Source organism: Deferrivibrio sp. (genome assembly GCF_055117995.1).
Genome location: NZ_JBSQOT010000031.1, coordinates 1 through 24,188 on the forward strand (window position 1 = coordinate 1; position 24,188 = coordinate 24,188).

Genomic DNA, 24,188 nt, shown 5'->3' on the forward strand with positions numbered 1-24,188 from the left:
CTACCGCTTCCAATTTAAATTCTTTGCTATAAACTCTTCTTTTAACCATTTTTAAACCTGCCTTTTTATTTTAACTTAGTATTTCCTTAACTCTTTGTCTACTTTATTGTAGCAAGTCCATGAACTTGTTATTATCATCTAAGGAACTACTTTTTAGGTTTAGGCAAAAGATTTATGAATCTGATAAGGTGTGTTGCTTTAAACTGGATTATTATTTTAAGATTGAGGAAAAAAGACAGCGGATTAATGAGTTAGGAAAAATGAGAAGAAAGAAAAGTTTACTTGTGGCTTAAAGATGCAAAAAATGGGGTGATGGCAGAAATTTATTTGAGTTGACGCTGAAGAAATTTCAAAATAAAGTATAAAAAAAGGGGGTAGTTTATGAAAAAGATTTTTATATTTTTAGTGCTGATTTTTTCTGCCGCGTTCATTTTCGCACTTACCGATGAGGAGCTTTTTTACTCAAAGTGTACATCATGTCATGGAGAAGGGATAATTTTGAACAAAAAACTTACAGCAGGCCAGTGGGAAAAAACTATCAAAAAAATGAAGTCTTACGGCGCAAATGTTTCTTCATCTGAGGTAAATAAAATTGCTGAATTTCTGGCAAGAAATGCCGGTAAGTAACCAAAAAAGCATATAATCGCACTTGCTGCTAAAATTACAAATTGTCTAAAATATTCTGTATTTCATCTACCCTGAATGGTTTGGAAATAATAGAGTAAAACCCATATCCGAGATAACTCTTTACCGAATCTACATCTGCATAACCGCTCATAAGTACAATGGGGATATTTTTGTCCAGTTTTCTGACTCTCTCAAGCAGGTCAAGTCCACCTTTTCCACCTGGTACCGTTAAATCAGTGAAAATCACATCAAAACTTTCACCTGTACCAAAGCGTTTAGAAAAAATTTCCAGCGCTTCATCAGAATTCTCTGATATTTCTACATTGCAATCAAAAAGCTGCAAAAGACCTTTTAGTGAGTCGAGAATATCCTTTTGATCATCCATAATCAATACTTTATGTTTTTTCCTGGTATTTTGTTTAATATTTTTCTCATCTGCCTTATCAAAAAACTCTTGTTGCTCGAAACTGCTCTCCCCTTTTGAAGGTAGAATTATTTCTACAACTGTCCCTACACCTTTTTCAGATGAAATATTTATACTTCCCCCTGCTTTTTCTATAATTGATTTTATAATATAAAGCCCTAGCCCAGTCCCCTTTTCTTTGGTAGTAAAGTACGGCTCAAATATCTTCTCAAGCTTATCGTTATCTATGCCTGTTCCGGTATCTGAGATTTTTATTTTTACATATTTCCCGGGTTTTAAACTATTATTATCATTTACTTCAGTGTTTTCCGCTGAAATTTCCACCCTTCCGCTTCCTTGAATAAACTGTGCAGCATTAAGAAAAATATTATGCAAAATCTGAGAAAGCTGGTTTGAATCAATTAACACATCCCAGATTTCATCACCAACTTTGTTTTCAAAAACAACTTCTGTTCCGGAAAACACAAATAGTGCTACTTCGTCAGATACCCTCTTTATAGAAGATACATCATCACCTTTTTTTCTCCCTTTTGTGATGCCAAGAAGCTCTTCGGAAAGATACCTTGCCTTTTCAAGGACTCTGAAGATGTTGTTGATATATTCTTTTTGCTCACTTTCAAGTTTAAATTCCATGTTATAAATCGCTAAATAATTATAGATAGCCGCAAGAAAGTTTTTAAAATCGTGAGCAATCCCTCCTATAATCTGTCCAACAGACTCTGAACGCTCCATAGTGGCAAGCCTTGAAACAATAATATTTTTTTCTGTTTCATCCCTGAAAACAAAAACATAAAAGCTCTTATCAGATTCGGGGTATTTTATCGGATGCCCTGCATAAAAAAGATCTTTTTCACTACCTTCAATATCTTTTATCTGAATATTACCATAAACCTTACTTATCATTTTGTCTTTTAAAAGTGTATCAACCTTATCCTGGAAATCTCCCTTAAAATCATCTTTGACAAAAGCTTTCAAATCATCGATATGCCCAATTTCTTTAAAAATCCATTTTATGAAACTGTTGCTCAGCAAAACATTGCCATTACTATCTACAACCAAAATTCCTTCTCTCAAACTATTAATCACTGTTGCAAATAAATCTTTTTGCCTTTGAATTTCACTGGTATAATTTTTGTACTCAGTTATATCCCTTGCAACACCGACTATGTACTCTACCTCACCCACATCGTTACAAATCGGAGTCTTAAATACCTCAATTATCTTTTTGTCATTGTCTTTACCTAAAATTACTTCGTATTTTACCGGCTTTTTACTGGACAATATTCGTTTTTCATATTCAATAATATACTCGCTTGTCTCTCTTGGATAAATCTCAGTCTCTCTCATCCCTTTTACTCTTTCGGTTTTAAAACCTGTAAAGTCTTCAAAGGCCCTGTTTACAAGCAAATATCTTAAGTATCTGTCTTTCATAAAAGCCATTTCAGGGATTGAATCAAAAAAACTTTCAATAAGTCTATGCTGGGATTTTATTGTATCCATCGCCTCTTTCTCTTTTTCGATATCCACCATAATAATCATCACAAGCTCAGAATCTATCGGCACAAAGAAAGCATTAACCACTTTTGAGGAATATTTAATACCGATATCCTGTTTTGGGTTTACAGAGTAGAAAACTTTTGTCCTGTCAAGACCCGTTATCAAACCAGCAATCTCATTCTTCTTGCCACTTTCACAATATATATTTAAAAAATGCAAACCACATACGTCCTTCATATTAACTTCAGTATTTTTCACAAAAGCCTTGTTGATATATTTAATTAAAAAATTATCTCTGTTAACAACCACGACACCGCTCGGAAGAAATTCAAGCATCTTGTCCATAAGATTTGACTGCTTTTTCAAATCGTTTATCAATTCTTCATTTTTCTCAATTTGTAAAAAAACTCTCTCTTGAGCATCTCTGAATTTTACGGCCAGCGTTCTTATCTCATTGTCAGGAAAATCAAGCGGTGAAATATAAAAGCTATCTTCAGGAAATTTTCCTACAAGCCCCGCAAGCTTTTCAATCGGCCCAGAAAATTTCCTTGAATACAAATATACTATAAAAACAGTTATAGCAAGGATCAAAAACAGTGGAAAAATAAAATTTAAAAATGTCTGCAAAATGTATATTTCTATTACTTTATTGTCTATAAAAATTCCAATATGTCTTTTGTTGAAAAAATGTGATGGCATATAAACAGCCAGATATACTGAATTAATATCACCTATCTCCACTTTCACACTTATTCTCTTCTCAAAATGTCCTGATTCAAAATGGGTGTTTGAATAATTTTCGATATGTGCTTTGGCAAACATTATTGAATAATCTGAAAAAAATATTATTTCCCCTGATTCATCAACTATTCCAATCTCAAAACCCTCAGGAAGAGAATTTGAAAAAAGCTGAACAAGCTTTGTAATAGAAATATAATAAACTATGTTGTACTCACCAACATAAAACGGCCTTGCATACGTAATCTTACCATCCTCATAAGTCAAAACATTTGATAAGTCTTCGGATAAATCTTCTTCCTGCTCATTTACAATATCGTATTTTGAAAGACCAAGCAAAAGCCTGCTACCCTTAAAGAGGTATAGCTTTTCAATCAAACTGCTATCACAGTAAGCCATCTTGAGATTTTTAAATGAATTATCGCCAGCATAATCATCCATCAAAACGGAATGCCTTATTCTGTCCCTGATGCTCTTGTCAAAAATATTTATAGAGTTTCCCAAAATATCGAGCCTTTCGTATGATGTTTTTTCAAGCTCTTTTTCATAGTTGTTTTTAAATAAAACCAGCAAAACAACAAAGCCTATAAAACATAAAAGTACAACTGCAGCAAGATATCTGAAAAAAAGCTCTTTAAATATCCTGTTCACTCAAAACACCTTCTGGCATAATGCAAAAAATGTAAATCATACCTATTTTTAATATATTTCAGTGCCGTTTTATTGATATAAACCCCCACATCATCTGGCAACTGTATCGGTATCAAAGAGGCATCTGCCCCCTTAAAAATCATATCCAATATGTATGAGCTTTGTTTGCCTACGTCATAAAAATTAGGAGCATAGGCAAAAGTAGCACCTCTTTCAACCAGACTTGAGTCCATAGCCACAAGAGGGATACCATACATATAAGACATATCCCTTATTTTATTAAAATTTATTACAAGCTCTGCATCCGGCCCAAGTATTATGATACTATTTGAATTATCCTGCATCGACAGTTTTTTTAAAAAATTTTCATACTCGCTGTCGCCAAAGTTGATTCTTTCTATCTTGATATTCAGTAGCCTTTCAGTTTCGTCTACCTTATCCGATACTATTTTGAGCTTTCTGGATAAATCCCCTTTCAGGTAATACACCTTCTTTGTATCATAAAAAAACTCCAACGCCATCTGAATCCTCTTTGGTATCATTCTAAAGGCTGCATGACTGACACCTGTCATATTTTTACCAGGTGTTTCAAGAGAGTTGGCAAGGTTTGACAAAACTGGGTCAGCTACTTCATTAAAAATGACTTTAAAATTATACTTCTTATTTAACTGCATCACTTTAATAGCTACCGGGGTAGTAGTTACAAACAAGACTTTTATACCTTTAGAATAAAACTCCTCCAACAATGATTCTATCCTTGATAAATCGCCATTTATAACCCTTATATCAAAATATACACTTTTTTCATTAAGATATTTTAATTCTTTAAGGCCTGCTTTTAGACCTTCTAAACCTGGCAAAAACTCATCAGAATATACTATTGCACCAACTTTGAGCGGAACTTTAAGATTTGCCGAAAGACCGAATGCAAACAGCAAAGAATGCGTAAATACCAAAAAAATTGTTATAATTATTATATGACTTCTTATCATAGAAAATTATACATTTTATATAGTTAATTTTCAATAAATCTTTGTATCTTACAATTTTAATATTGACCCTTTTTTAAAAGATAACTATTTTTAAAACACAAAATCAAAAAAAGGTGAAAATATGCCACAGCTTACCGATAACATTTTTGAAGAACTTTCAGAAATACTTGAAGGGGACATTTACACAGATAAACTAAGACGTAACATGCTTGCCACTGATGGGAGTATTTTCAGAGTGGAACCTGCATGTGTAGCTTATCCAAAATGCACTGAAGACGTCGTAAAAGTAGTTGACTTCGCCAGAAAGTATGGTCTTTCTGTTCACAGCAGAGGCTCAGGCAGTGGTCTTTGCGGCTCAGCAATTGGCAAAGGTATAGTTCTCGATTTTTCAAAATATATGAACAAACTCATTAAAATTGATTATGAAGAAAAATATTTCGAATGTGAACCTGGTTACAGATTTGGGGAGCTGGAAGAATTACTTAAAGGCACCGGACTCTTTTTCCCACCCGACCCTTCAAGCGGGGAATATGCATCTTTTGGGGGGATGTATGGCACTAACGCAAGTGGAGCTCATTCTGTAAAATATGGCAACGTTTCGGACTATATTCTTGATGCCGAATTTATCCTTAGCAACGGCAAAAAATACACACTTTCAGAAATCTATAACACACCTTATGAAAAGCTTAATGAACCATTCAAAAACATTTATGAGATTTACTCAAATTTTCAAGATATAATTGAAAAATCCTACCCACATGTTCGATATAATGTAGCAGGCTACAATCTCAAAGGTCTGGTAATGGATGAAAAGCTGTTTTTAGGGAAACTTTTAGGCGGCTCTGAAGGCACACTTGCGATTGTAACAAAACTCAAATTAAGACTGAAAGAAAAACCTAAATACGACTCCCTTGTGGTGGCTTTTTTTGATGATATAGTTTCTTCTGCAAAAGCTGTGCAGCAGATACTGCCTATCGGCCCTTCCGGAATAGAAATAATGGACAAGTCCCTTTTGATGCTTGCAAAAGATAACGATGAAAAATTAAGAGACAAAATTCCTGAAGGGATTGATAATGTGCTTCTTATTGAATTTGACTCTTTTGACCTTGAAGAAACAAAGGCACTTGCCCAAAAAGCACAGGAAATACTTTTCGAAAATAGGCTCACAGAAAATGCGTTTCCTGCTGTCAGTGAAGAAGAAAAGGAGAAGTTTTGGGCTATAAGAAAGGCAGCTGTGCCTATTTTATACAAACTAAAAGGTCGCAAAAAAATACTTGCTCTCATAGAAGATGCTGCTGTGCCTACGGACAAGCTTGTCGAATATTTTGATGGAGTGTATAAAATCCTTGAAAACAACTCTCTTAACTTTGTAGTGTATGGCCACATTGCCAAAGGTTTAATGCATACAAGACCTTTGATGGACTTAAAAGATCCTCACGATGTGGATTTACTCAAAAAAGTGGCCGATGAATTTTTTGAACTGATATCGTCTCTTGGAGGCACAATTTCAGGAGAACACGGGGATGGCAGAATAAGAAGCTGTTATATTCAAAAACAGTATAAAGATATCTACCCGTTATTTAAGGAAATCAAGCATTTGCTTGATGAGTACAACATATTTAATCCCGAAATCAAAACTTATCACGACCCAAATCAAGTAAAAAAATTCCTTAGATATGGAAAGGATTACAGAAGCAGTGAGATATTTGAAAAATTATTAAATTGGCCAGAAAACTTTATTGACGAAGTCGAAAAATGTCACGGCTGTTCAAAATGTACCACAGTAACCACGGCCACAAGAATGTGCCCAATATACAAATTTACAAGGGATGAAGCCGCTGCACCGAAGGCAAAGGCAAATATATTACGGGCCTTAGTTAGCGGAAGTATCAATGACAAAAGTTTATATGAAAAATCGTTTCAGTATGTTATTGACAGATGTGTTAACTGTGGCAGTTGTTTCAGCGAGTGCCCTTCAAATGTAAATATTCCCAAAATGGCAATTGAAGCAAGAAGCAAATATGTGGAAAAATTTGGCTCATCCATTGAAAATAGGCTGATTGTAAATGCGGAGCTTGCCGCAAGGGTGACAAGAAAATTTTCAAAACTTCTCGGCAAACCGATGAAATTTAAGTTTGTAAGAAAATTAGGAGAAATATTTACAGGGGTGACTGCAGAAAGGGAATTTATCGCCTTTGAGTCAAAATCATTGTTTGAAAGATTTGAAAAAGAGACAGGTTTTGGTGAAAAGAGTGTAATGTTTTTCACTGGGTGCTATGCCGGGTATATTAAACCCCAAATTGGTGAAGCTGCAATAAAAGTTTTAAATGCAATAGGTTATAAAGTTATTCTTCCTGAGCAGCACTGCTGCGGATTGCCAATGCTCTCCAAAGGGATGGCAAAACAGGCAAAAGAAAAAATAGAGCAAAACCTTGATAACTGGAAAAACATTATAGAAAAAGTTGATTATATTGTAGTTACCTGCTCGTCTTGTGGTCTGTCATTGAAACAGGAATGGAAATATTTAAATGATGATAATATAGTCAAAAAAATAGCGGAAAAAACAATCCATATAAGTAGTCTTGTAAACAAAAACTTTGATAAGCTAAATCTGATAAAAAGGGATATTTCCGTTTCATACCATATGCCATGTCACCTGAAAGTTCAAAATGACGCCACTTCCTCCATAAAAATGTTGAAAAATATCAATAGTGAAGCTGTTGAGGATTTAAAAAGCCATTGTTGTGGGATGGCAGGAAGCTGGGGAATTTCAGCCAAAAATTATGATTTGAGTGTAGAAATAGGCTCCGAAATGATAAACAAACTTAATGCAAGCAAAAATAAAATAGGCGTCACAGACTGCCCAACCTGCAGGATGCAGATGGAGCATTTGAGCAGCAAGACGATAAAACACCCTATTGAGGTTTTGGCAGAATGCTTAAAAGATTAATCTTGCTTTTACTCTTTATTTCAAACCTTGCATTTGCCGCCGATGAAGATTATCTCGTGGGCTTAAGCGCATTTGAGGATGGGCTTTACGATGTTGCATCCGAAAGTCTGGAAGATTTTATAGCTTCAGCTAATGATGCAGAAAAGGTCATTTACGCAAAATTTATACTTTACAGGTCTTACCTGCTTGAAAACAAATTTGAAAAAGCCCTTGATACCCTATCTCAAATTGAAAATATAAACGACAAAAGATTGGACAAGACACTTATAAAAAAAGATAAAATATTCATACTTACCAAAACGGACTGCGAAAAAGCCGCTATTGAAGCAAATGGCAAAGAGCTTATACAAATTGTAATTAATTCAAAGTGCAACTTCTCTGACGATTTTGCCAAAAAAGCTCTGGATTACAAACTTGAAAATAGTGAATTGTTGAATATTTTTTACAAAAAAGTTGATAACTACAACATAGCTGAGAAAATTTTTCCAAAAATAAATCTGGTTGACATCAGTAACGCTGATAAAGAGTATCTTGCAAAATATTTCTATAAGAATAAAAATTATGATTATTTCTGGGATGTTTACAAAGTTTATAAAAATGATGAGCTTGTAAATCTTGCCTTGAGCAGGCTTTACGAAATTGAAAATTATGATGGATTTATAAAAAGCTTTGAGTTTAACAAAAAGTACAAGCTGTCAAAATCAAATTATTGCAAGCTGATAAAATCATATGAAAAGCTTGGAATAAAGTATGACTGCGCACTTATCAGCAAGTGTGTTGACAAAAAAGAGGACGAAGTGAGATTGACATCTGCTTGTATAATTAAAAATTACGACCCAAAAACATATTCTGACTTTATATACTCCTTAAAAAGCAGTGAGCTTAAACTTTTATGTGAAGATATTAAAAATGCGATATCCAATGATTTTTACAATAAAGAGATACTAACCAAATTCAAATCATGCCCTGATTTAAGGGCAGCTGCAAAGACGATGTTTAAAAAAGGCAAATACAATGAAGTTATCGACCTTTTAACCCCCGGCAATGTAGATGAAGATTTTATATTGATTAGTGCATCTTATGAAAAGCTGGGCAACAGTGAAAAAGCAAAAGAATACCTTGATAAAATAAAAGATAAGTCCAAATTTAGTAATTGATTATGAAAAAGATATTAGGATTATTTATCATTATTTCTGTTTTTACCGGTTTGTTTTTCTACTTCAAATATGACAAAAGCTATCAGTTATATAATGAGGCAAAACTGTTGTATGAAGAAGGAAAAATAAACCAGGCTTATGATAAAATAAAAGAGGCTCTCAAAGAAAACCATTTCAATAAAAAAGCATTGATACTAAAAGCAAAACTCTACACTATACTTTCCAATAGAGAAAAACTTGAAACAGCCAGCAAACTTTACAAAGAGAGTAAAAAGGCCTTTTTTGAGGAGGATTTTGAAAAAGCAAAACTTCTCATTTCAAACGCCTACGAAATTGTAACTTCAATTCCTGAAAGTGCAGAAAACAAAAAAGATGCTCTTTCTCTACAAAAGCAGATTGAAAAAGATATAGGTAAAATTCAGAGTGTCGAGCCAAATGTTTATTATCAAAAAGCATTAAATTTAACAGAAAAAAAAGACTATATAGGAGCTTTTGAGCTTTTAAACAAATTAAATACCAGCGACAAAAAGCTTTTAAATTTAAAGAGTGAGCTTGCTTTTAAAATAGGGACTGAGCGATACACTTCAATATTGCAAAAAAAGAATCCGGGTGAAACGGAAATACTTGATGCCATTTACTGGCTCAACAACGTGGACAAAGACAACCCAAATTACACATTAAGCCAAAAATATATACAAATATTAAACAATTATTTAGGGAGATGACATGGGAAAGGTATACATAAGAACTTTCGGCTGTCAAATGAATACATATGACTCTGAAAGGATTGCTTCCATATTCAATGAAATGGGGTTTAGCTATACTGAAAACCCCGAAGAAGCTGATTTTGCAGTCATAAACACATGTAGCGTAAGGGAGAAGCCCCAACAAAAGGTAAAAAGCGAAATTGGACGTTTAAAAAGGGTAAACGGTATCAAAATAGGTGTCTGCGGATGCGTAGCGCAACAGGAAGGGGAAAAATTTCTCGATAATTTCAAAGATGTAAGCTTTGTATTCGGCACTGATGCCATTGGTAGACTATACGAAATAATTGACCTTGTTCAAAAAGGGCAAAGGGTGTGCGATACATCAACCAACGAAGGGGAAATTTCAATCCCCTCTTTTTCCCGTGAGACATCTGTCAGCGCATTTGTAACCATTATGAAAGGGTGTGATAACTTTTGCAGCTACTGTATTGTGCCTTATGTCAGAGGGAGAGAAAAGAGCAGAAAGGCAGAAGAAATTATCAGGGAAATAAATTATCTGGTGGAAAATGGCGTCAGGGAGATAACACTTCTTGGGCAAAATGTTAATTCCTATGGAAAAAACCTTGACGAAAATATAAATTTTCCCAAACTTTTATATATGGTTAATGACATTAAGGAAGTTAAAAGAATAAGATTTGTGACTTCTCATCCCAAGGACTTTTCCGACGAGCTGATTGAAGCAATGATTGAAAATGAAAAAGTAATGCCTTATCTCCATCTCCCACTTCAGGCTGGCTCTGATAATATTCTTAAAAAGATGAACAGAAAATACTCTTATGGTGAATATTTAGAAAAGGTTGCAAAAGCAAAAGAGCGCATACCAGGCCTTGCACTTTCTTCCGATTTTATAGTAGGCTTTCCTGGCGAAACTGACGCAGATTTTGAAGACACTCTTAGAGCGATAGAAGAAATCGAGTATGAAACAATTTTTGCTTTTAAATATTCACCGCGACCTAAAACCAAGGCTTTTAATTTGGAGGATAACATTCCTGATGATATAAAATCTTCAAGACTTGATGCCCTTTTAAAAAAGCAGGAAAAAATAACAAGAAAGCTTATGAAAAAATATTTGGGGCAGATTTGTGAAGTACTTGTAGAAGGGATGAGTAAGAAGGATGACTCCATATATTCAGGCAGAAACCCACAAAATAGAATTGTTAACTTTAAAAGTAATAAAAATATTAAAACTGGTGATTTGGTCAGTGTGAAAATTATGGAAGCAAAGAAAAATTCATTATTTGGGCTATCTGTTTAAACTTTGAGGAGGTTTTTTGATGTATGAGGTAAAAGTCAAGTGTATTATACGTGAGCCACTAACAAAAAGGTATGTATTGATACTTGAATCCATTGACGGAACATATTACATACCTATAACAATCGGAATGTTTGAAGCAGAGGCAATATATACTGAAATTAGTGATATCAAGTCACCAAGGCCTCTTACTTACGACTTTTTTTCACTAATTTTAGAAAATATTGGCGATGTTACTGTTGACAGAATTATCATTTATGATAAATCCGACGACGTATTTAAAGCAAAAATTGTTCTGAATAAAAACGGAATAAAAAAGGAAATTGACTGCAGGCCGTCTGACGCCATCGCACTTGGCCTCAGATTAAAATCATCCATATTTGTAGAGGATGTTATATTAAAAGATAAAAAGTGTATAAAAAAAGATTGCATAAAAAAATCTGACAAAATGATACTTGAACATATAATAACCGATCAGGCTACAACATACTGGAATGTGTAAATGAAAATCAACTTATTGCAGATAAAAGTAGAAGAACTACCTGAATTAAATATTGAAAAGGTACACAATCTCACCAAGGATTATAAAAATGAGATTTTTATCCTGCCTGAGCTTTTTACAACAGGCTTTAATTATGACCACGTTAAAAAACACGTAAACAATCATCCGGAAATATTAAATAATCTTCCTGAAGAAAATGTCTATATCGGCTCCGTCACCAGGAGTGTCAACGGAAAAATATATAATTCGTTTTTTATAAAAGATGGAAGCAAAATTGATTTTATTTATAACAAAATTCATCTCTTCCCTTTGATGGATGAAGATTTGCATTTTTCAGGAGGCACAGATATTACAGCTTTTGAGCTTCGAGATTATAAATGCGGCTGTGCAATATGCTTTGACTTAAGATTCCCGGAGCTTTTCAGAAAATATTTTCTTCAAAATGTAGATATAATAATTATTCCAATGCAGTGGCCTGATTCAAGAGTATCGCAGATGATACCTCTTGCAACGGCAAGGGCTATTGAAAATCAGTGCTATGTAGCCGTATGCAATGCAGCCGGAAAAATATGGAATACAGATTTTGGGGGGCATTCTATGATTATTTCCCCGCTGGGGGAAATACTTGCTGCAGGCAAAAGTGAAGTTGATAAAATATTCTCTGCAAATATTGAAAAAAATGTGATAAATAATTTTAGAGCTGCTATGCCGATTTCAAAATGTCTTAAGATGTTATGAGGAAATGGTGAATAAAAAATTTATTTATGCATCTGGCTTTGGAGACCTCGAATTTGATATAATCAAGCAAATGGCGCAAGATAAAGGCTATCCTACACCCATTCAAATATTTGAGGAGCATCTTGACAACATTGTGGAAAATTTAAAAACAATTAGTGTAAACAAAGGCACTACCGCCAGAGTAAGAATTATCCTATTTGAGAATATGGACAGTAAAACTGTTATATCTTTTATTAATGATTTTAAATCATTAAACCTACCCCCTGCAATTTTTGCAATGGTTACTGAGCATAGCAGGCAGTGGACATTCAGACAGCTTGCTTCACACCTGATAAAAGAACACAAGGAAATGGCTCAAAAAAAGAAAAATGCTTAATTTGTTCAGGAAAAAAAATCCATCGCCTAAAGAAATAAATATCGACAAACTCATTTACGAGATAGAGCTTGGCGAGATTCTATTGATTGATACCAGAAACAAATCATTATATGAAAAAAGCCATATCAAAACTGCCATAAACATACCCGACCTTGAATTTGAATCAAACACCGATAAACTGCCAATTGATAAACTTTACCCTATTGTTTTTTATTGTAAGAACCCTGAATGTACAATTTCTATAAATTCCGCCAAAAAGGCTATAAAGCTTGGCTATAAGAATGTTTATATTTTCAAAGAAGGGATAGACGGTTGGAATAAATATCACAACATTAAAAGTGAAATCCAGTCACAAAAAAATGCACTTGATGAAAAAATATTCAAGGAATTTTATAAACTGAATAAATCCAATATTTTGTTGGTAGATGTAAGCGACAAAGAGGACTACAATGAGGGGCATCTTAAAAATGCAGTATCTTTCCCATTTGGCAAATTGCCCGGAAACTACCTGAAACTTTCAAGGGAAAAAAACATCATTTTTTACTGCCGTACTTCAAACAAGGCACACGAAGCCTATCTTTTTCTAATTGAAAAAAAAGAGTTTGACAAAAATAAAATTTACTATCTAAATACACCTGTAAAATTTGAAAATGGTAAAGTAAAGTTCGGATAAAGTCAGCAGTAGATATAATCTTCACTTAACACGAAGATTTATTTAATCTATTAAAAGGAGTCTAATATGTCATGCGGATGTAACCATAACCACGATAAAAACGGATGCAACTGTGAAGAAGAAGCATCAGTATTTATCGACCCCAACAAAGTAGGGGAAATATCTTTGAGCGAAGACGGAGTAGTCACTTTAACAATGCTCGATGACAATGGAAATGTTGAACAAGAGTTAGCAATGGAGTTCGACAGCTATGAAGAGGCCGAAAAGTGGCTTCAAGAAACTTTTGGCGACCTTCTACAGGAAATCGAAGAAGAATAATTTTAAGACAGAGGGGGATGCCCCCTCTTTTACTTCACCAAAGAAGATATCATTTTAAATTCATCAGTTTTAGCCCTTCTTAGAAGCATAAATAGTACAATTTCTGTAGATGTCAAAATTGCTCCTGCCTCAGACATATATTGAAGCCCCGTCTTCCAGTTTTGCTTACTTCTTGACTGAACAGCATCTTTAACCACAAATACATCGTAGTTTTCCAGCAAGTCCATCACAGTTTGAAGTACGCAAACATGTGTCTCCATACCAAAAACCACAACATTTCGAATATTTTTAAATTTCTCAAGCTGTTCCATAAATTTTTCTTCCCCGCAGCAGGAAAATGTGATTTTTTCTACATGCACAGCATTATTCAAATATGGCTTTAATTCATCTACAGTCTCTCCCAGACCTTTTACATACTGCTCGGTATAAATCACAGGTATTTTCAAAATCTCAGCTGCTTTCAGAAGTATCTGCATATTTTTTATCTTTTCCGCATATACCTTCTCATCCATAGCCTTAACAAGCCTTTTTTGAACATCAATAAGCAAAAAAGCTGTGTCATCTACATTTGGTACAAACATAACATCCTCCTCATATTTATTCTTATTATTTTACCACAATTTTCATATTTTTAAAACCTATACTATTTTAAACCCTGATTATAATTATTATAATTTATACAACTTGTTTATAATAATGGAATAATAATTTATCTAACATTTTCCAAAATATTTAACACACCTCATGCTCTTTTACAACTAATACAATACTTTTACAAATTATATAATTTAACATATTAATAAAACATCTTTATAGCTTTTTATCAAAACAAATTCTCCAAACATACTAAATATGAATTTTTTTAACAATATACCCTCAAACATTATTTTTAACCTTAATTATTAAATTTAAGATATCAATTAAATTTACCATAGAAACAATTTTTATTTTTTATTTATTTTTTAATATATTAAAAAGTACAATAAGTTTATCATTAACATATAGTTTAAAATCAAAATTAATTTTTAGTTAATAAGTATCAGAAAACTATAAGATATAAACATTTGATAATCATTATTTTAAAAAAGCACTTGACTAAATCTAAATAATATGTGATTTTACTATCACTAAAAAATAATAATGTTTTAATTTGGTCGGTGTTTTTCTTTCATAATAAGTAAATCAAAAAGAGGTGTCGTATGAGTAATAATTTTCAAAAAGTCTTAAATTCAGACAAATTTAAAAATCTCATTAAAAAGAGATGGAGATTTAGTTTTTTTATGCTTGCAGTGTTGTTTGTGGTCTATTACGGCTATATCTTTCTTATTGCTCTAAATAAGGATCTTGTCACAATGAAGGTTGGTGTATACACCAACGTAGGAATATTGATGGGCGTAGGAGTCATTTTCGCAGCCTGGATATTGACATATATATATGTAATCTGGGCAAACAATGTATATGACAAAGAAGTCGAAGATATTAAAAAAGAACTGCAGTAGGGGGGAGAATAATGGAGTATAAATTTGGTCAACCTAATCTTGTAGCGATAGCATCTTTTATCGCAGTTGTTGTATTAACATTATTAGTAACTTTTTTTGTAGCAAGAAAACAAAAGCAATCGGCCAGTAACTACTATACCGCCGGGGGCGGAATTACAGGTTTTCAAAACGGATTGGCACTTGCAGGTGATTACATGTCTGCTGCATCTTTTCTTGGAATATCAGGTCTCGTAGCGCTAAAAGGATACGACGGGATGATTTATGCTGTAGGCTGGCTTGTGGGATGGCCTGCCCTTATGTTTTTAATAGCTGAGCCTTTGAGAAACCTTGGTAAATACAGTTTTGCAGATGTTGTTGCCTACAGATTGAGTCAGGGACCTATCAGGACAGCTTCTGCAATAGGCGGTCTTCTTGTGCTTTTGTGCTACACAATTGCACAAATGGTTGGCTCAGGCAAACTTATAGAGCTGATGTTTGGAATACCATATATCTGGGCTGAAATTATTGTCGGTGCAGTAATGTTGCTTTATGTCCTTTATGGCGGTATGCTTGCAACAACATGGGTACAAATTATTAAAGCGGTTCTCCTGCTGTTTGGTGTCACAGTTCTCACAGTACTTGTTCTTGCCAAATTTGGATTTAATCCTGGCAACCTTTATGGTGCAGTTCAGGAAACTTATGGGGTAGAGATGCTTAACCCTGGCGGGCTTGTAAAAGGTCCGGTAGAAGCACTTTCACTGGGACTTGCTCTAATGCTTGGACTTCTTGGTCTTCCACATATATTGATGAGATTTTTTACTGTTCCAAACGCAAAAGAGGCAAGAAAATCTGTTGTGTATGCCACTACTTTTATTGGATATTTTTATCTTATAATTCCAATTGTTGGCTTTGGAGCTGCAGTACTTGTAGGCAAAAAAGCTATTATGGCAATAGGAAGCGGTGGTAACATGGCTGCGCCCATGCTTTCACAGCTACTTGGTGGCACCCCTTTCTTAGGATTTATAGCTGCGGTTGCATTTGCTACAATTTTAGCGGTTGTTGCTGGTCTTACTCTTGCTGCATCTGCCGCACTCGGTAATGACTTGTATGTCAGCACTTTCAAAAAAGGCAATGTTACTGAATCAGAAAAGCTTAAGGCTGCAAAAGTATCCACACTCGTTTACGGTGTAGTTTCTGTTGCCCTTGGTATAGCTTTTCAAAAGCAAAATGTAGCATTCCTTGTTGCTCTTGCATTTTCAATTGCTGCCAGTGCCAACTTCCCATCACTTTTCCTTTCAATTATATGGAAAAAATTAAGCACTACCGGAGCTGTACTTTCAATATTGTTTGGTGGTATTTCTGCTGCGGTATTGATTGTATTAAGTCCAACTGTCTGGGTAGATATATTGAAACATTCTGAGGCAATCTTTCCTTATAAATTTCCAACAATAATTTCTTTGCCGCTCGCTTTTGTAGGTGCATGGATAGGCTCTGTGCTTGCACCGGATAAGGCCGCTCAAGAAAAATTTGAGCAGGAAAAAATCAGAACATACCTTGGTGTTGGTATTTCTGAAGCAAGTGACCATTAGAAGAGGCCGCCTTATGGCGGCTTTTTTTATAATAAATTTGAAAGTGTCAAATCCATACCAAGCATTTTCATCTTTTCTATATTTTTCAAAAATATTATGGCAGTATTTACCGCATCAAAAAAAGCCCTGTGTCTTGAAGAATTCTCAATATTTACATCTATCTTAAAATACTTGATTAGCGCATCAAGATTGTATCTGCCTATATTTGGAAAAAATTTTTTGGAAAGACTTACCGTATCTATAACATGTACTAATTTACAATCAATGCAGTGTTTTTTCATGTAAAAATTTATAAATGAAAAATCAAATTTAGCATTATGGGCAATAAATACTGTATTTTCCACAAATTCAGCAAATTTTGGCATCACCTCATAAACTTTTGGCGATGACTCAACCATTTTCTCATCAATACCATTTATTTTTATAGTCTCCTGAGGTATCGGTTTTTCAGGCTTTATAAGTGTACTAAACTTTAGACTTAAATCAAGCTGTAAGTTATTTATTTTTACAGCTGCAATTTCAAGTAGCTCAGCACCTTTATATGGACTAAGCCCCGTAGTCTCGGTATCCACAACGGTAAATATATAATTGTCCAATGGCTTATTAAGACCTAATATACTCATAAAATTTTATAAAATCCTCAACAGACAACTCTTCCCCCCTGACATTGTCGCTGCCAAAAAAACTATTAATTTTTTTCTCAATACCGTCGATTGATTTGAGGTTGTTTTTGATTGTCTTCCTTTTGGATACAAAACATCTCTTAACAAAATCAAGAAAGTCTTTTTCAACCTTTTCATCTTCAAAATATCTATTTTTGGGGACAAATTTTAATACGGTTGACTCAACTTTTGTTGATGGCCAAAAATTTTTACCAGAAAGGTTTTTTACCTTTGAAATATTAAAAAAATACTGACAAAAAATAGAAAGTGAAGAGTACGTTTTTGCCTTCGGTCTTGATATTATTCTGTCAGCCACCTCTTTTTGGAACATAAACACCATAATTTCAATATTGTTGTGGAATTTGACGGTGTGCTCCACTATTTTAGTGGAAACATTGTAAGGAAGATTGCCCACAAATTTAATCAGGCAGTTTTTTCCAAAATCACCATAATCTGTAAGAAGAAAATCTTTATTAATTATCTGAAAATTTGGGTAAATATGCAGATACCTTTTTAAAAAATGGGCAAGCTCTTTGTCAATTTCCACACTTATTAAATTTGCGTTTCTTTCAAGTATTTCATAAGTAAGAACACCGCAGCCAGGCCCAATCTCGACGACAAAATCACCTTCTTTAATGTCCGCCTCATCACAGATTAGCTTCAATATATGCTTATTGGTTAAAAAATGTTGTCCAAAAGATTTTTTGGTATGCCCAAACTCGCCTTTAAATATCTGAATTAGATTTAACATTATCCACCATTAGATTGGCAACCTCTATCGCCCTTTTAAGGCTTGACTCATTTGCGACCCCTTTGCCTGCAATATCATATGCAGTCCCGTGGTCTACACTTGTCCTTATAAACGGCAAATTGAGCGTAACATTTACTGCACTGCCAAAGCTCTCCATTTTTACAGGAATAAGCCCCTGGTCATGGTACATCACAACCGCAATATCAAATTCCCCTTTAAGCATTCTCGCAAAAAGTGTATCGGAAGGGATAGGGCCAGACACTTTAATCCCTTTTTGCAGACATTCATCAACCGCAGGTATAATAATATTACTCTCTTCGTCAGAAATTGCCCCATTATCTCCGGCATGAGGATTTAAACCCGCCACTGCAATGTTGGGATTTGCACTGCCAAAAAATTTCCCCGCATAAAAACTGTTTTGAATTGCAGAGATTATCTTTTCCTTCGTGATACTTTCTGCTACTTTTGACAAAGGGATATGGGTAGTCACGAGGACAACCTTAATCCTGTTTCCAACCAGCATCATGGAAAAATTGTCCCTTTTACTTAAAAACCCAAGATATTCGGTGTGACCAGGATATTTCAGCCCGGCAAGTTTTATTGCTTTTTTATTTATGGGGCAGGTAACCATAGCATCAGCTTGACCTTCTTTTATCAAATTGAAGGCTTTTGCAATATATTTTATCGAAAATCTGCCGTTATCAGCGTTTAAATTTCCGGGAGAATATAGAGGTCTTTTTCCTTCACTTATATCTATAAAATTTACCGGAGGTTTATCTTTAATGCCAAACACACTTTCAAATACGCTATCTATAATGTGACGACTTCCAACTATCGTTAAATCGTACCTTTCACAAAAATTATTATCCAGTAGAAGTTTGCAAATGATTTCAGGACCAACTCCAGATGGGTCGCCCATAGTAACTACTATTCTGTTTTTATTCATGAACCAGTCTACTCAAGTTGTGTATATTTTATAAAAACCCGGCGATATCAATATGCAGCCACTTTTACAAGTCTCACTTCATCGCCATTTGAAATTTCAAGTTTGCTGCTTAATATATTTGCAGTAGAATAGCTGTCAGAAGAATAAATGACCATAGCTTCACCGACTTTTATCTCTCTGTAATACCCGCCGTCATTCCCTGCCCTGATAACTTCGACAATATCCCCGGCCTTTATTCCATCTTTCAAACCTTTATCAAACACGAGTCTGTAACCATTTCCGGAGATTGACATCGATTGGGAAAGATATACCACCTTCCCTGTTCTGTTTGTCCTAACATCAACGTAATTATCAGAGATTTTTAGTTCATCTTCATTCTTTTTCGCTCTTGCAAAGAGCCCTTTGCTCAGTGATTCATAAGACTTTTTCACTCTTACAAGTGCATTATCTTTTTCTATGCTTTCAACTGCACCATAACCGGCAATCTTTAACAGTTGCCCATCTTTGAGCTCTTTTATATATCTTAAAAAAGTAACTTCCTGCCCTACACTGAACTTTTCACTTTTGATACTGATTCTTAAAACATCACCGTCAGATACAAAATATTTCCCCTCCTGTGTGGCAATCACTTTTTCAGCAGGAAGACTTTTTTCAACTATTTCATAATCGCTAAGCTTTATTGTTTTATATGAAACAGATGGCTGTACAGTGCTTTCTTTCACGTTTTCATCCATTGATGCCTGCTGAACAGAAGCTTCTTTATTACCTATTTTAAAGGAAGCCTCATCATCAAGTTTCAGTATTTCACCGTCATTAACAATAAGAGGTATTGTAACTTTATCTTTTGGAAAAATCAGGTCAGGATCGTTTATATAAGTATTATACTTCCAGATAATTGGCCACTTGAAGTTGTCTTTGTAATATTTACCGGAAATGTCCCATAAGGTGTCGCCTTTCTTTATTACATGAACATCTTCACCAAAAGCCGACATTGCAAAAAATGTAGCCAAAGTGACAAAAATAATTTTTTTCATATTTTACTCCAACTCTTTTAGTCTGCTTTTTGCAGTATTTATAACCTCACTATCAGGATAAAGCTCTATTAGCTTATTTAATGTCTCCTTTGCACCAGCTATATCGCCCATCTCCTTTTTTGCAAGGGCAATTTTCAAATATGCATCAGGCACTTTGTTGCCGTCTGGGTATTTTTGTATAAGAGTCGTAAGGGTATCAACTGCTTTTTGATACTCATTATTGGAATAATATATTTCACCAATCCAGTACATCGCATTATCAGAAAGGTCATCATAGGGGTAAAGCGCCAAAAACTCCTCAAACTTTGATTTGCTCTCAAAAAGTTTACCCGACTTATAAAGTTCATAAGCATATGAATATAGACTTGACTTATCGGAGAAATTATCCTCAATAACTATCACCTGATTGCCAGAAGCTGTATCATTCTTAGGCTGCGTTTTCTCAATGTTTAATGATGATTTTTCAAGTACACTCTTTTTTGGCTCTGTTTCCAGCATATTTTTCATTATAGTCACCTCATTGGTAACATAAGACATATCATTTCTTACCTGAGCAATCGCCCTCGAATTGGTATTAATTTTTTCCTCATTAACACTAATTTTTCTATCCAGTTCGTCTACATTGACTTTCATATCAGCTATCGATTTTTGCAAATTAATAATCTCTTCATTGAGACTACTTATACTTTGTTTTATAGCCTGGTTATCCTGTGCACAGGCCACAAAAATAAATGGCAAAATTCCAATAACAAAAGCTTTTTTCATAACCACTCCTATAAAACATACTTGTCTATCGTATCTATAACTATCCCCAAATCGGGTTTTCCGATAAATTCATTAGCCCCTATTCCAAGAACTTTCAATTCGTTTTCGTCGCTTGCAAGAGATGAAAAGACAATTACAGGCAAATGTTTGGTCTTTTCATTTTCCCTAACTCTTTTAATAAGAAAAGTCCCATCAGCAACAGGCATTTCAAGGTCTGTTACTATTATATCCGGAATTTTTTTTGTCAAGGCATCAAGCAAAAGCTTGCCATTTTCAAACACACTTACCTTATAACCTGCACTCTCAATTGTATTCTTCAAAAGTTTTCTAATCACATCGGAGTCTTCTGCCAGAAATACTGTTTTTCCTCTTCTCATGGGCTGTTTTGAATAATCTATTTCAACATTATTCATAGTGGTCGCAGGATTTATCTCTGCAACGATTTTTTCAAAATCCAACAATTGAACAAGTCTGTTATTTATATTAACAACGCCCAAAACAGATTCACTCATATTTATATCACTTATCGAAGCATAATCATTTATATCAGCCCAGGTAATTCTATGTATTCTTGTAATATCATCCACCACAAAACCGTTATACTGGTGATTAAAATATGTTATTATCACCTTAGACTTTGCCGGGTCAAAATCGTACCTAATATTTAGCCAGTAAGAAAGATTTATTATGGGGATAAGTTTGTTTCTGACATTTGCAGTGCCAACAACTGCAGGATGCGAGTCGGGGACTTTTACAACTTCGGGAAAAAGTATAATCTCCCTTACTTTAGCCACATTGATGCCGAAATAATGCTCCTGATTACCACGAATAATAAACTCAACTATTTCAAATTCGTTTGTGCCAACTTCAAGAAGTATTTCATGATCAATTCCCATACCCATCTCCTGTTATACAAAAATATCACACAAATAAATGGCATTCAAGGGAAATATACAAAAATCAGGAAATTTTATAAAGAAATAAAAAAAGGGCAATTATTTGCCCTTTTCATAGAGATTTATTCGGCACAACCAGTAAGCTCGTACGGTACCATTTTAAATGTACCCATAGAATTTGTTACAGGAAGCCCGGCTTCTATCCATCCTTTTATTCCACCTTTCAAATTAACTACCTTTTCATAGCCAAGTCTTTTCAAGGTTTCTGCAGCAAGCACACCCCTTCCACCTACTTTACAATATGTAACGATTAACTTATCGGTTGGGATATTCATTTTTGGAATCAAAAACTCTAACAAGCCGCGATCAACGTGATAGTAGTCTTTTGCTTCAATCTTTGCTGCATCAACTTCACCTTTTGTTCTTACATCAATCAAAACAAAGTCAGCTTTACCCTTAATCATCTCATAAAGCTCCTGTGGTGTAATCTCATTAACCACCTGTTTTGCCGCGCTGACAAGGGCTTTACTGTTTGCAGCAACAGGATTTTCTGCAGCAGATACGCTAAAACTAAAAGCAATCACACAGACTAAACATAATAAAAATCTTTTCATATCACACCTCCTTATAACATGTAATAAATTTATCATATAATTACCTAATCGTCAAATAAATTTAATAAATTTTTATATATTTTAACCCTATGTTCAAATCGATTAAACACTTTTATAATTACTTAAGTAAGATAAGAAATTTAAATGGTCTCTGCATTTAACTACAGAGACCATAATTTAATCACATCATTTCAGCTTTTTTGCAAGCAAAGCCACGTGTTTGCCTTGAAACTTCGCAATTTCAATTTCATTTTCACTTGGCATACGGCTTCCGTCATGGTCAGTAATAGTGGAAGCACCATACGGTGTACCGCCCGTAATTTCACTCATACTTAATAGCCTGCTTTCAGAGTATGGTACCCCGGTTATAATCATTCCGTGATGCAGCAAAACTGTATGAAAGCTCGTCAATGTAGTCTCTTGGCCGCCATGTTGTGAAGCGGTGGAAGTAAACACAGAACCAATTTTGCCTATCAATGCACCTTTTGCCCACAAACCACCTGTCTGATCAAGAAAATTTTTCATCTGAGCTGCCATATTTCCAAACCTTGTAGGTGTACCAAAAATTATTGCATCAGCCTCAGCAAGATCATCAACCTTTGCAACAGGTATATGAGAAAAACTTTTTTTCGCATCAAATGCCCCTGCGTTTTTAAGCTGCTCTTCTGTCATAAGCTCAGGCACCTGCATAAGTTTTACTTCGACATTCTCAACTGAAAGCGCCCCTTCTTTTACCGCTTCTGCAAGCCTATAAACATGTCCATACATACTGTAAAACAATACCAATACTTTTGTCATATGCTACCTCCTGTTTTGTAATTTATTTCGGCATATTTTTGCCAAGCTTCCTGCACAAATCTCCAAGAAGCAATATTTCCTCTTCACTCAGGCATGAAAATCTTTCAGCTACAATTTTTTTATGCTGAGGAAATATGATTTCTATTAAAGTTTTCCCCTTATCTGTAAGCACAATGTTTATATATCTTCTGTCCTTTTCATTTTTGACTCTTTTTATAAAACCCCTTTTTTCAAGATTATCTATTACGGTCACAATATTTGCTTCGCTCTTCAAAATTTTTTTTGCGATATCACTCTGAGACATTGAGCCTAAATGGTAAATAGCCTCAAGCACCCCAAACTGACTGACTGTTAATCCGTAATCTTTCAAGTGTTTATGAACATCTTCTGAAACGGAATCTGAAGCTCTTAAAAGTTTAACAAGAGTCTTTAAAGATATTTCTTCCAATTTAGACATTTCAATCTCCAATAGTTAGACATCTTACTATTAAACTATAAATAGGGTAAATTTTGTCAATTAAATATTTCAAAATTTCATAGAATATAGGGATAGCCCTTGCCAAATATCACAAAATTTTATTTGACTTTACGTTATCTTCATAATAAATAATAAAAAAATATTGGAGTCAAAATGTACGTTTCGCCTAAAATGATGAAATTTTTGCTGAACATTTACCCACCTTACTTGGGTGCCGGTATAAAAATTGAATACATAAAGGATAACTGGAAAGAGCTGAAAGTATCCATGGTCCTAAGATGGTACAACAGAAATGCTGTGGGGACACACTTTGGAGGAAGTCTCTACTCAATGACTGACCCTCACATCATGCTTCTTTTGATGAACATACTTGGAAAAGATTACATTATCTGGGACAAATCAGCTGAAATAGATTTTATAAAAGCCACAAAACAAAAGGTATTCTGCACCATATCAATAAGCGATGAGATAATAGAAGAAATCAAGCAACAAACTGAAAAAAATGCAAAATTTCT

At 34.4% G+C, this 24,188-nt stretch carries 25 protein-coding genes; 13 read left to right on the plus strand and 12 right to left on the minus strand.

The genetic code is table 11. The features are described 5' to 3' along the window. Positions 1-381: 381 nt before the first annotated feature. Complete coding sequence (locus ACTCAF_RS08365) at positions 382-627, plus strand: c-type cytochrome (protein WP_463062838.1); 246 nt, start codon at positions 382-384, stop codon at positions 625-627. Between the two features lie 34 nt (positions 628-661). Here ACTCAF_RS08365 and ACTCAF_RS08370 read toward each other — a convergent pair whose 3' ends face one another. Together ACTCAF_RS08370 and ACTCAF_RS08375 are read right to left on the minus strand one after the other, a co-directional pair. After that, positions 662-3,937 (minus strand): PAS domain-containing sensor histidine kinase, encoded by a 3,276-nt coding sequence (locus ACTCAF_RS08370; RefSeq protein WP_463062839.1) that lies wholly within the window; start codon positions 3,935-3,937, stop codon positions 662-664. Next, complete coding sequence (locus tag ACTCAF_RS08375) at positions 3,934-4,929, minus strand: ABC transporter substrate-binding protein (RefSeq protein WP_463062840.1); 996 nt, start codon at positions 4,927-4,929, stop codon at positions 3,934-3,936. Before ACTCAF_RS08375 ends, ACTCAF_RS08370 begins: the two co-directional genes overlap by 4 nt. Before the next feature lie 121 nt (positions 4,930-5,050). Here ACTCAF_RS08375 and ACTCAF_RS08380 point away from each other — a divergent pair, with 121 nt between their 5' ends. From ACTCAF_RS08380 to ACTCAF_RS08420, 9 genes are all read left to right on the plus strand, one after another. Next, positions 5,051-7,879, plus strand: coding sequence for an anaerobic glycerol-3-phosphate dehydrogenase subunit C (locus tag ACTCAF_RS08380; protein WP_463062841.1), 2,829 nt, complete (start codon positions 5,051-5,053; stop codon positions 7,877-7,879). Continuing rightward, a complete protein-coding gene (locus ACTCAF_RS08385) occupies positions 7,864-9,036 on the plus strand; it encodes a hypothetical protein (protein WP_463062842.1) in 1,173 nt (390 codons plus the stop codon). The genes ACTCAF_RS08380 and ACTCAF_RS08385 overlap by 16 nt, the downstream gene beginning before the upstream one ends. A gap of 2 nt (positions 9,037-9,038) precedes the next feature. Beyond that, a complete protein-coding gene (locus ACTCAF_RS08390) occupies positions 9,039-9,761 on the plus strand; it encodes a tetratricopeptide repeat protein (protein WP_463062843.1) in 723 nt (240 codons plus the stop codon). A 1-nt stretch (position 9,762) separates the two neighbouring features. Next, entirely contained in the window at positions 9,763-11,058 is a 1,296-nt protein-coding gene (miaB, locus tag ACTCAF_RS08395) for a tRNA (N6-isopentenyl adenosine(37)-C2)-methylthiotransferase MiaB (RefSeq protein WP_463062844.1), read from the plus strand. A gap of 19 nt (positions 11,059-11,077) precedes the next feature. Further along, the gene (locus ACTCAF_RS08400; protein ID WP_463062845.1) at positions 11,078-11,557 is read left to right on the plus strand and encodes a bifunctional nuclease family protein; all 480 of its coding nucleotides are present in this window, start codon (positions 11,078-11,080) and stop codon (positions 11,555-11,557) included. Then, positions 11,558-12,295: a nitrilase-related carbon-nitrogen hydrolase gene (locus ACTCAF_RS08405; RefSeq protein ID WP_463062846.1), complete on the plus strand. Its 738-nt coding sequence runs from the start codon at positions 11,558-11,560 to the stop codon at positions 12,293-12,295. 7 nt (positions 12,296-12,302) lie between these two features. Beyond that, on the plus strand, positions 12,303-12,671 hold the full coding sequence (locus tag ACTCAF_RS08410) for a DUF3783 domain-containing protein (protein ID WP_463062847.1): 369 nt from the start codon (positions 12,303-12,305) through the stop codon (positions 12,669-12,671). Continuing rightward, positions 12,664-13,344, plus strand: a complete 681-nt coding sequence (locus tag ACTCAF_RS08415; RefSeq protein WP_463062848.1) for a rhodanese-like domain-containing protein — start codon at positions 12,664-12,666, stop codon at positions 13,342-13,344. The genes ACTCAF_RS08410 and ACTCAF_RS08415 overlap by 8 nt, the downstream gene beginning before the upstream one ends. Before the next feature lie 66 nt (positions 13,345-13,410). Next, positions 13,411-13,662 carry a hypothetical protein gene (locus ACTCAF_RS08420; RefSeq protein WP_463062849.1) on the plus strand — a complete coding sequence of 84 codons (252 nt, stop codon included), beginning with the start codon at positions 13,411-13,413 and terminating at the stop codon, positions 13,660-13,662. Between the two features lie 29 nt (positions 13,663-13,691). Here ACTCAF_RS08420 and ACTCAF_RS08425 read toward each other — a convergent pair whose 3' ends face one another. After that, positions 13,692-14,243 (minus strand): hydrolase, encoded by a 552-nt coding sequence (locus ACTCAF_RS08425; RefSeq protein ID WP_463062850.1) that lies wholly within the window; start codon positions 14,241-14,243, stop codon positions 13,692-13,694. 618 nt (positions 14,244-14,861) lie between these two features. Between ACTCAF_RS08425 and ACTCAF_RS08430 the strand changes: the two genes are divergently transcribed. Together ACTCAF_RS08430 and ACTCAF_RS08435 are read left to right on the plus strand one after the other, a co-directional pair. Continuing rightward, the gene (locus ACTCAF_RS08430) at positions 14,862-15,161 is read left to right on the plus strand and encodes a DUF485 domain-containing protein (RefSeq protein WP_463062851.1); all 300 of its coding nucleotides are present in this window, start codon (positions 14,862-14,864) and stop codon (positions 15,159-15,161) included. Positions 15,162-15,172: 11 nt separating this feature from the next. Beyond that, positions 15,173-16,729: a sodium:solute symporter family transporter gene (locus tag ACTCAF_RS08435; protein WP_463062852.1), complete on the plus strand. Its 1,557-nt coding sequence runs from the start codon at positions 15,173-15,175 to the stop codon at positions 16,727-16,729. A gap of 26 nt (positions 16,730-16,755) precedes the next feature. Here the strand turns inward: ACTCAF_RS08435 and ACTCAF_RS08440 are convergent, their stop codons facing one another. The 9 genes from ACTCAF_RS08440 to ACTCAF_RS08480 all read right to left on the minus strand — a co-directional run bounded on the left by ACTCAF_RS08440 (position 16,756) and on the right by ACTCAF_RS08480 (position 23,652). Next, a complete protein-coding gene (locus ACTCAF_RS08440) occupies positions 16,756-17,352 on the minus strand; it encodes a 3'-5' exonuclease (RefSeq protein ID WP_463062853.1) in 597 nt (198 codons plus the stop codon). After that, a complete protein-coding gene (gene rsmA / locus ACTCAF_RS08445; RefSeq protein ID WP_463062854.1) occupies positions 17,333-18,142 on the minus strand; it encodes a 16S rRNA (adenine(1518)-N(6)/adenine(1519)-N(6))-dimethyltransferase RsmA in 810 nt (269 codons plus the stop codon). The genes ACTCAF_RS08440 and rsmA overlap by 20 nt, the downstream gene beginning before the upstream one ends. Next, on the minus strand, positions 18,117-19,088 hold the full coding sequence (gene pdxA, locus ACTCAF_RS08450) for a 4-hydroxythreonine-4-phosphate dehydrogenase PdxA (protein ID WP_463062855.1): 972 nt from the start codon (positions 19,086-19,088) through the stop codon (positions 18,117-18,119). Before pdxA ends, rsmA begins: the two co-directional genes overlap by 26 nt. Before the next feature lie 47 nt (positions 19,089-19,135). Beyond that, the gene (locus ACTCAF_RS08455) at positions 19,136-20,122 is read right to left on the minus strand and encodes a LysM peptidoglycan-binding domain-containing protein (RefSeq protein WP_463062856.1); all 987 of its coding nucleotides are present in this window, start codon (positions 20,120-20,122) and stop codon (positions 19,136-19,138) included. A gap of 3 nt (positions 20,123-20,125) precedes the next feature. After that, the gene (ybgF, locus tag ACTCAF_RS08460; protein WP_463062857.1) at positions 20,126-20,887 is read right to left on the minus strand and encodes a tol-pal system protein YbgF; all 762 of its coding nucleotides are present in this window, start codon (positions 20,885-20,887) and stop codon (positions 20,126-20,128) included. An 8-nt stretch (positions 20,888-20,895) separates the two neighbouring features. Next, entirely contained in the window at positions 20,896-21,783 is an 888-nt protein-coding gene (locus ACTCAF_RS08465; protein WP_463062858.1) for a chemotaxis protein CheW, read from the minus strand. A gap of 122 nt (positions 21,784-21,905) precedes the next feature. Continuing rightward, positions 21,906-22,397: a rhodanese-like domain-containing protein gene (locus ACTCAF_RS08470; protein WP_463062859.1), complete on the minus strand. Its 492-nt coding sequence runs from the start codon at positions 22,395-22,397 to the stop codon at positions 21,906-21,908. 186 nt (positions 22,398-22,583) lie between these two features. Then, positions 22,584-23,195 (minus strand): NAD(P)H:quinone oxidoreductase, encoded by a 612-nt coding sequence (gene wrbA, locus ACTCAF_RS08475; RefSeq protein WP_463062860.1) that lies wholly within the window; start codon positions 23,193-23,195, stop codon positions 22,584-22,586. 22 nt (positions 23,196-23,217) lie between these two features. Next, positions 23,218-23,652, minus strand: coding sequence for a MarR family winged helix-turn-helix transcriptional regulator (locus ACTCAF_RS08480; protein WP_463062861.1), 435 nt, complete (start codon positions 23,650-23,652; stop codon positions 23,218-23,220). A gap of 174 nt (positions 23,653-23,826) precedes the next feature. Between ACTCAF_RS08480 and ACTCAF_RS08485 the strand changes: the two genes are divergently transcribed. After that, a partial coding sequence (locus tag ACTCAF_RS08485; protein WP_463062862.1) for a DUF4442 domain-containing protein occupies positions 23,827-24,188 on the plus strand: 362 nt, incomplete at its 3' end.

Coding starts and splice junctions, on each gene's coding strand:
- ACTCAF_RS08365 (WP_463062838.1), top strand. CDS start 382: ATGAAAAAGATTTTTATATTTTTAGTGCTGATTTTTTCTGCCGCGTTC.
- ACTCAF_RS08375 (WP_463062840.1), bottom strand. CDS start 4,929: ATGATAAGAAGTCATATAATAATTATAACAATTTTTTTGGTATTTACG.
- ACTCAF_RS08380 (WP_463062841.1), top strand. CDS start 5,051: ATGCCACAGCTTACCGATAACATTTTTGAAGAACTTTCAGAAATACTT.
- ACTCAF_RS08385 (WP_463062842.1), top strand. CDS start 7,864: ATGCTTAAAAGATTAATCTTGCTTTTACTCTTTATTTCAAACCTTGCA.
- ACTCAF_RS08390 (WP_463062843.1), top strand. CDS start 9,039: ATGAAAAAGATATTAGGATTATTTATCATTATTTCTGTTTTTACCGGT.
- miaB (WP_463062844.1), top strand. CDS start 9,763: ATGGGAAAGGTATACATAAGAACTTTCGGCTGTCAAATGAATACATAT.
- ACTCAF_RS08400 (WP_463062845.1), top strand. CDS start 11,078: ATGTATGAGGTAAAAGTCAAGTGTATTATACGTGAGCCACTAACAAAA.
- ACTCAF_RS08405 (WP_463062846.1), top strand. CDS start 11,558: ATGAAAATCAACTTATTGCAGATAAAAGTAGAAGAACTACCTGAATTA.
- ACTCAF_RS08415 (WP_463062848.1), top strand. CDS start 12,664: ATGCTTAATTTGTTCAGGAAAAAAAATCCATCGCCTAAAGAAATAAAT.
- ACTCAF_RS08420 (WP_463062849.1), top strand. CDS start 13,411: ATGTCATGCGGATGTAACCATAACCACGATAAAAACGGATGCAACTGT.
- ACTCAF_RS08425 (WP_463062850.1), bottom strand. CDS start 14,243: ATGTTTGTACCAAATGTAGATGACACAGCTTTTTTGCTTATTGATGTT.
- ACTCAF_RS08430 (WP_463062851.1), top strand. CDS start 14,862: ATGAGTAATAATTTTCAAAAAGTCTTAAATTCAGACAAATTTAAAAAT.
- ACTCAF_RS08435 (WP_463062852.1), top strand. CDS start 15,173: ATGGAGTATAAATTTGGTCAACCTAATCTTGTAGCGATAGCATCTTTT.
- ACTCAF_RS08440 (WP_463062853.1), bottom strand. CDS start 17,352: ATGAGTATATTAGGTCTTAATAAGCCATTGGACAATTATATATTTACC.
- rsmA (WP_463062854.1), bottom strand. CDS start 18,142: ATGTTAAATCTAATTCAGATATTTAAAGGCGAGTTTGGGCATACCAAA.
- pdxA (WP_463062855.1), bottom strand. CDS start 19,088: ATGAATAAAAACAGAATAGTAGTTACTATGGGCGACCCATCTGGAGTT.
- ACTCAF_RS08455 (WP_463062856.1), bottom strand. CDS start 20,122: ATGAAAAAAATTATTTTTGTCACTTTGGCTACATTTTTTGCAATGTCG.
- ybgF (WP_463062857.1), bottom strand. CDS start 20,887: ATGAAAAAAGCTTTTGTTATTGGAATTTTGCCATTTATTTTTGTGGCC.
- ACTCAF_RS08465 (WP_463062858.1), bottom strand. CDS start 21,783: ATGGGAATTGATCATGAAATACTTCTTGAAGTTGGCACAAACGAATTT.
- ACTCAF_RS08470 (WP_463062859.1), bottom strand. CDS start 22,397: ATGAAAAGATTTTTATTATGTTTAGTCTGTGTGATTGCTTTTAGTTTT.
- wrbA (WP_463062860.1), bottom strand. CDS start 23,195: ATGACAAAAGTATTGGTATTGTTTTACAGTATGTATGGACATGTTTAT.
- ACTCAF_RS08480 (WP_463062861.1), bottom strand. CDS start 23,652: ATGTCTAAATTGGAAGAAATATCTTTAAAGACTCTTGTTAAACTTTTA.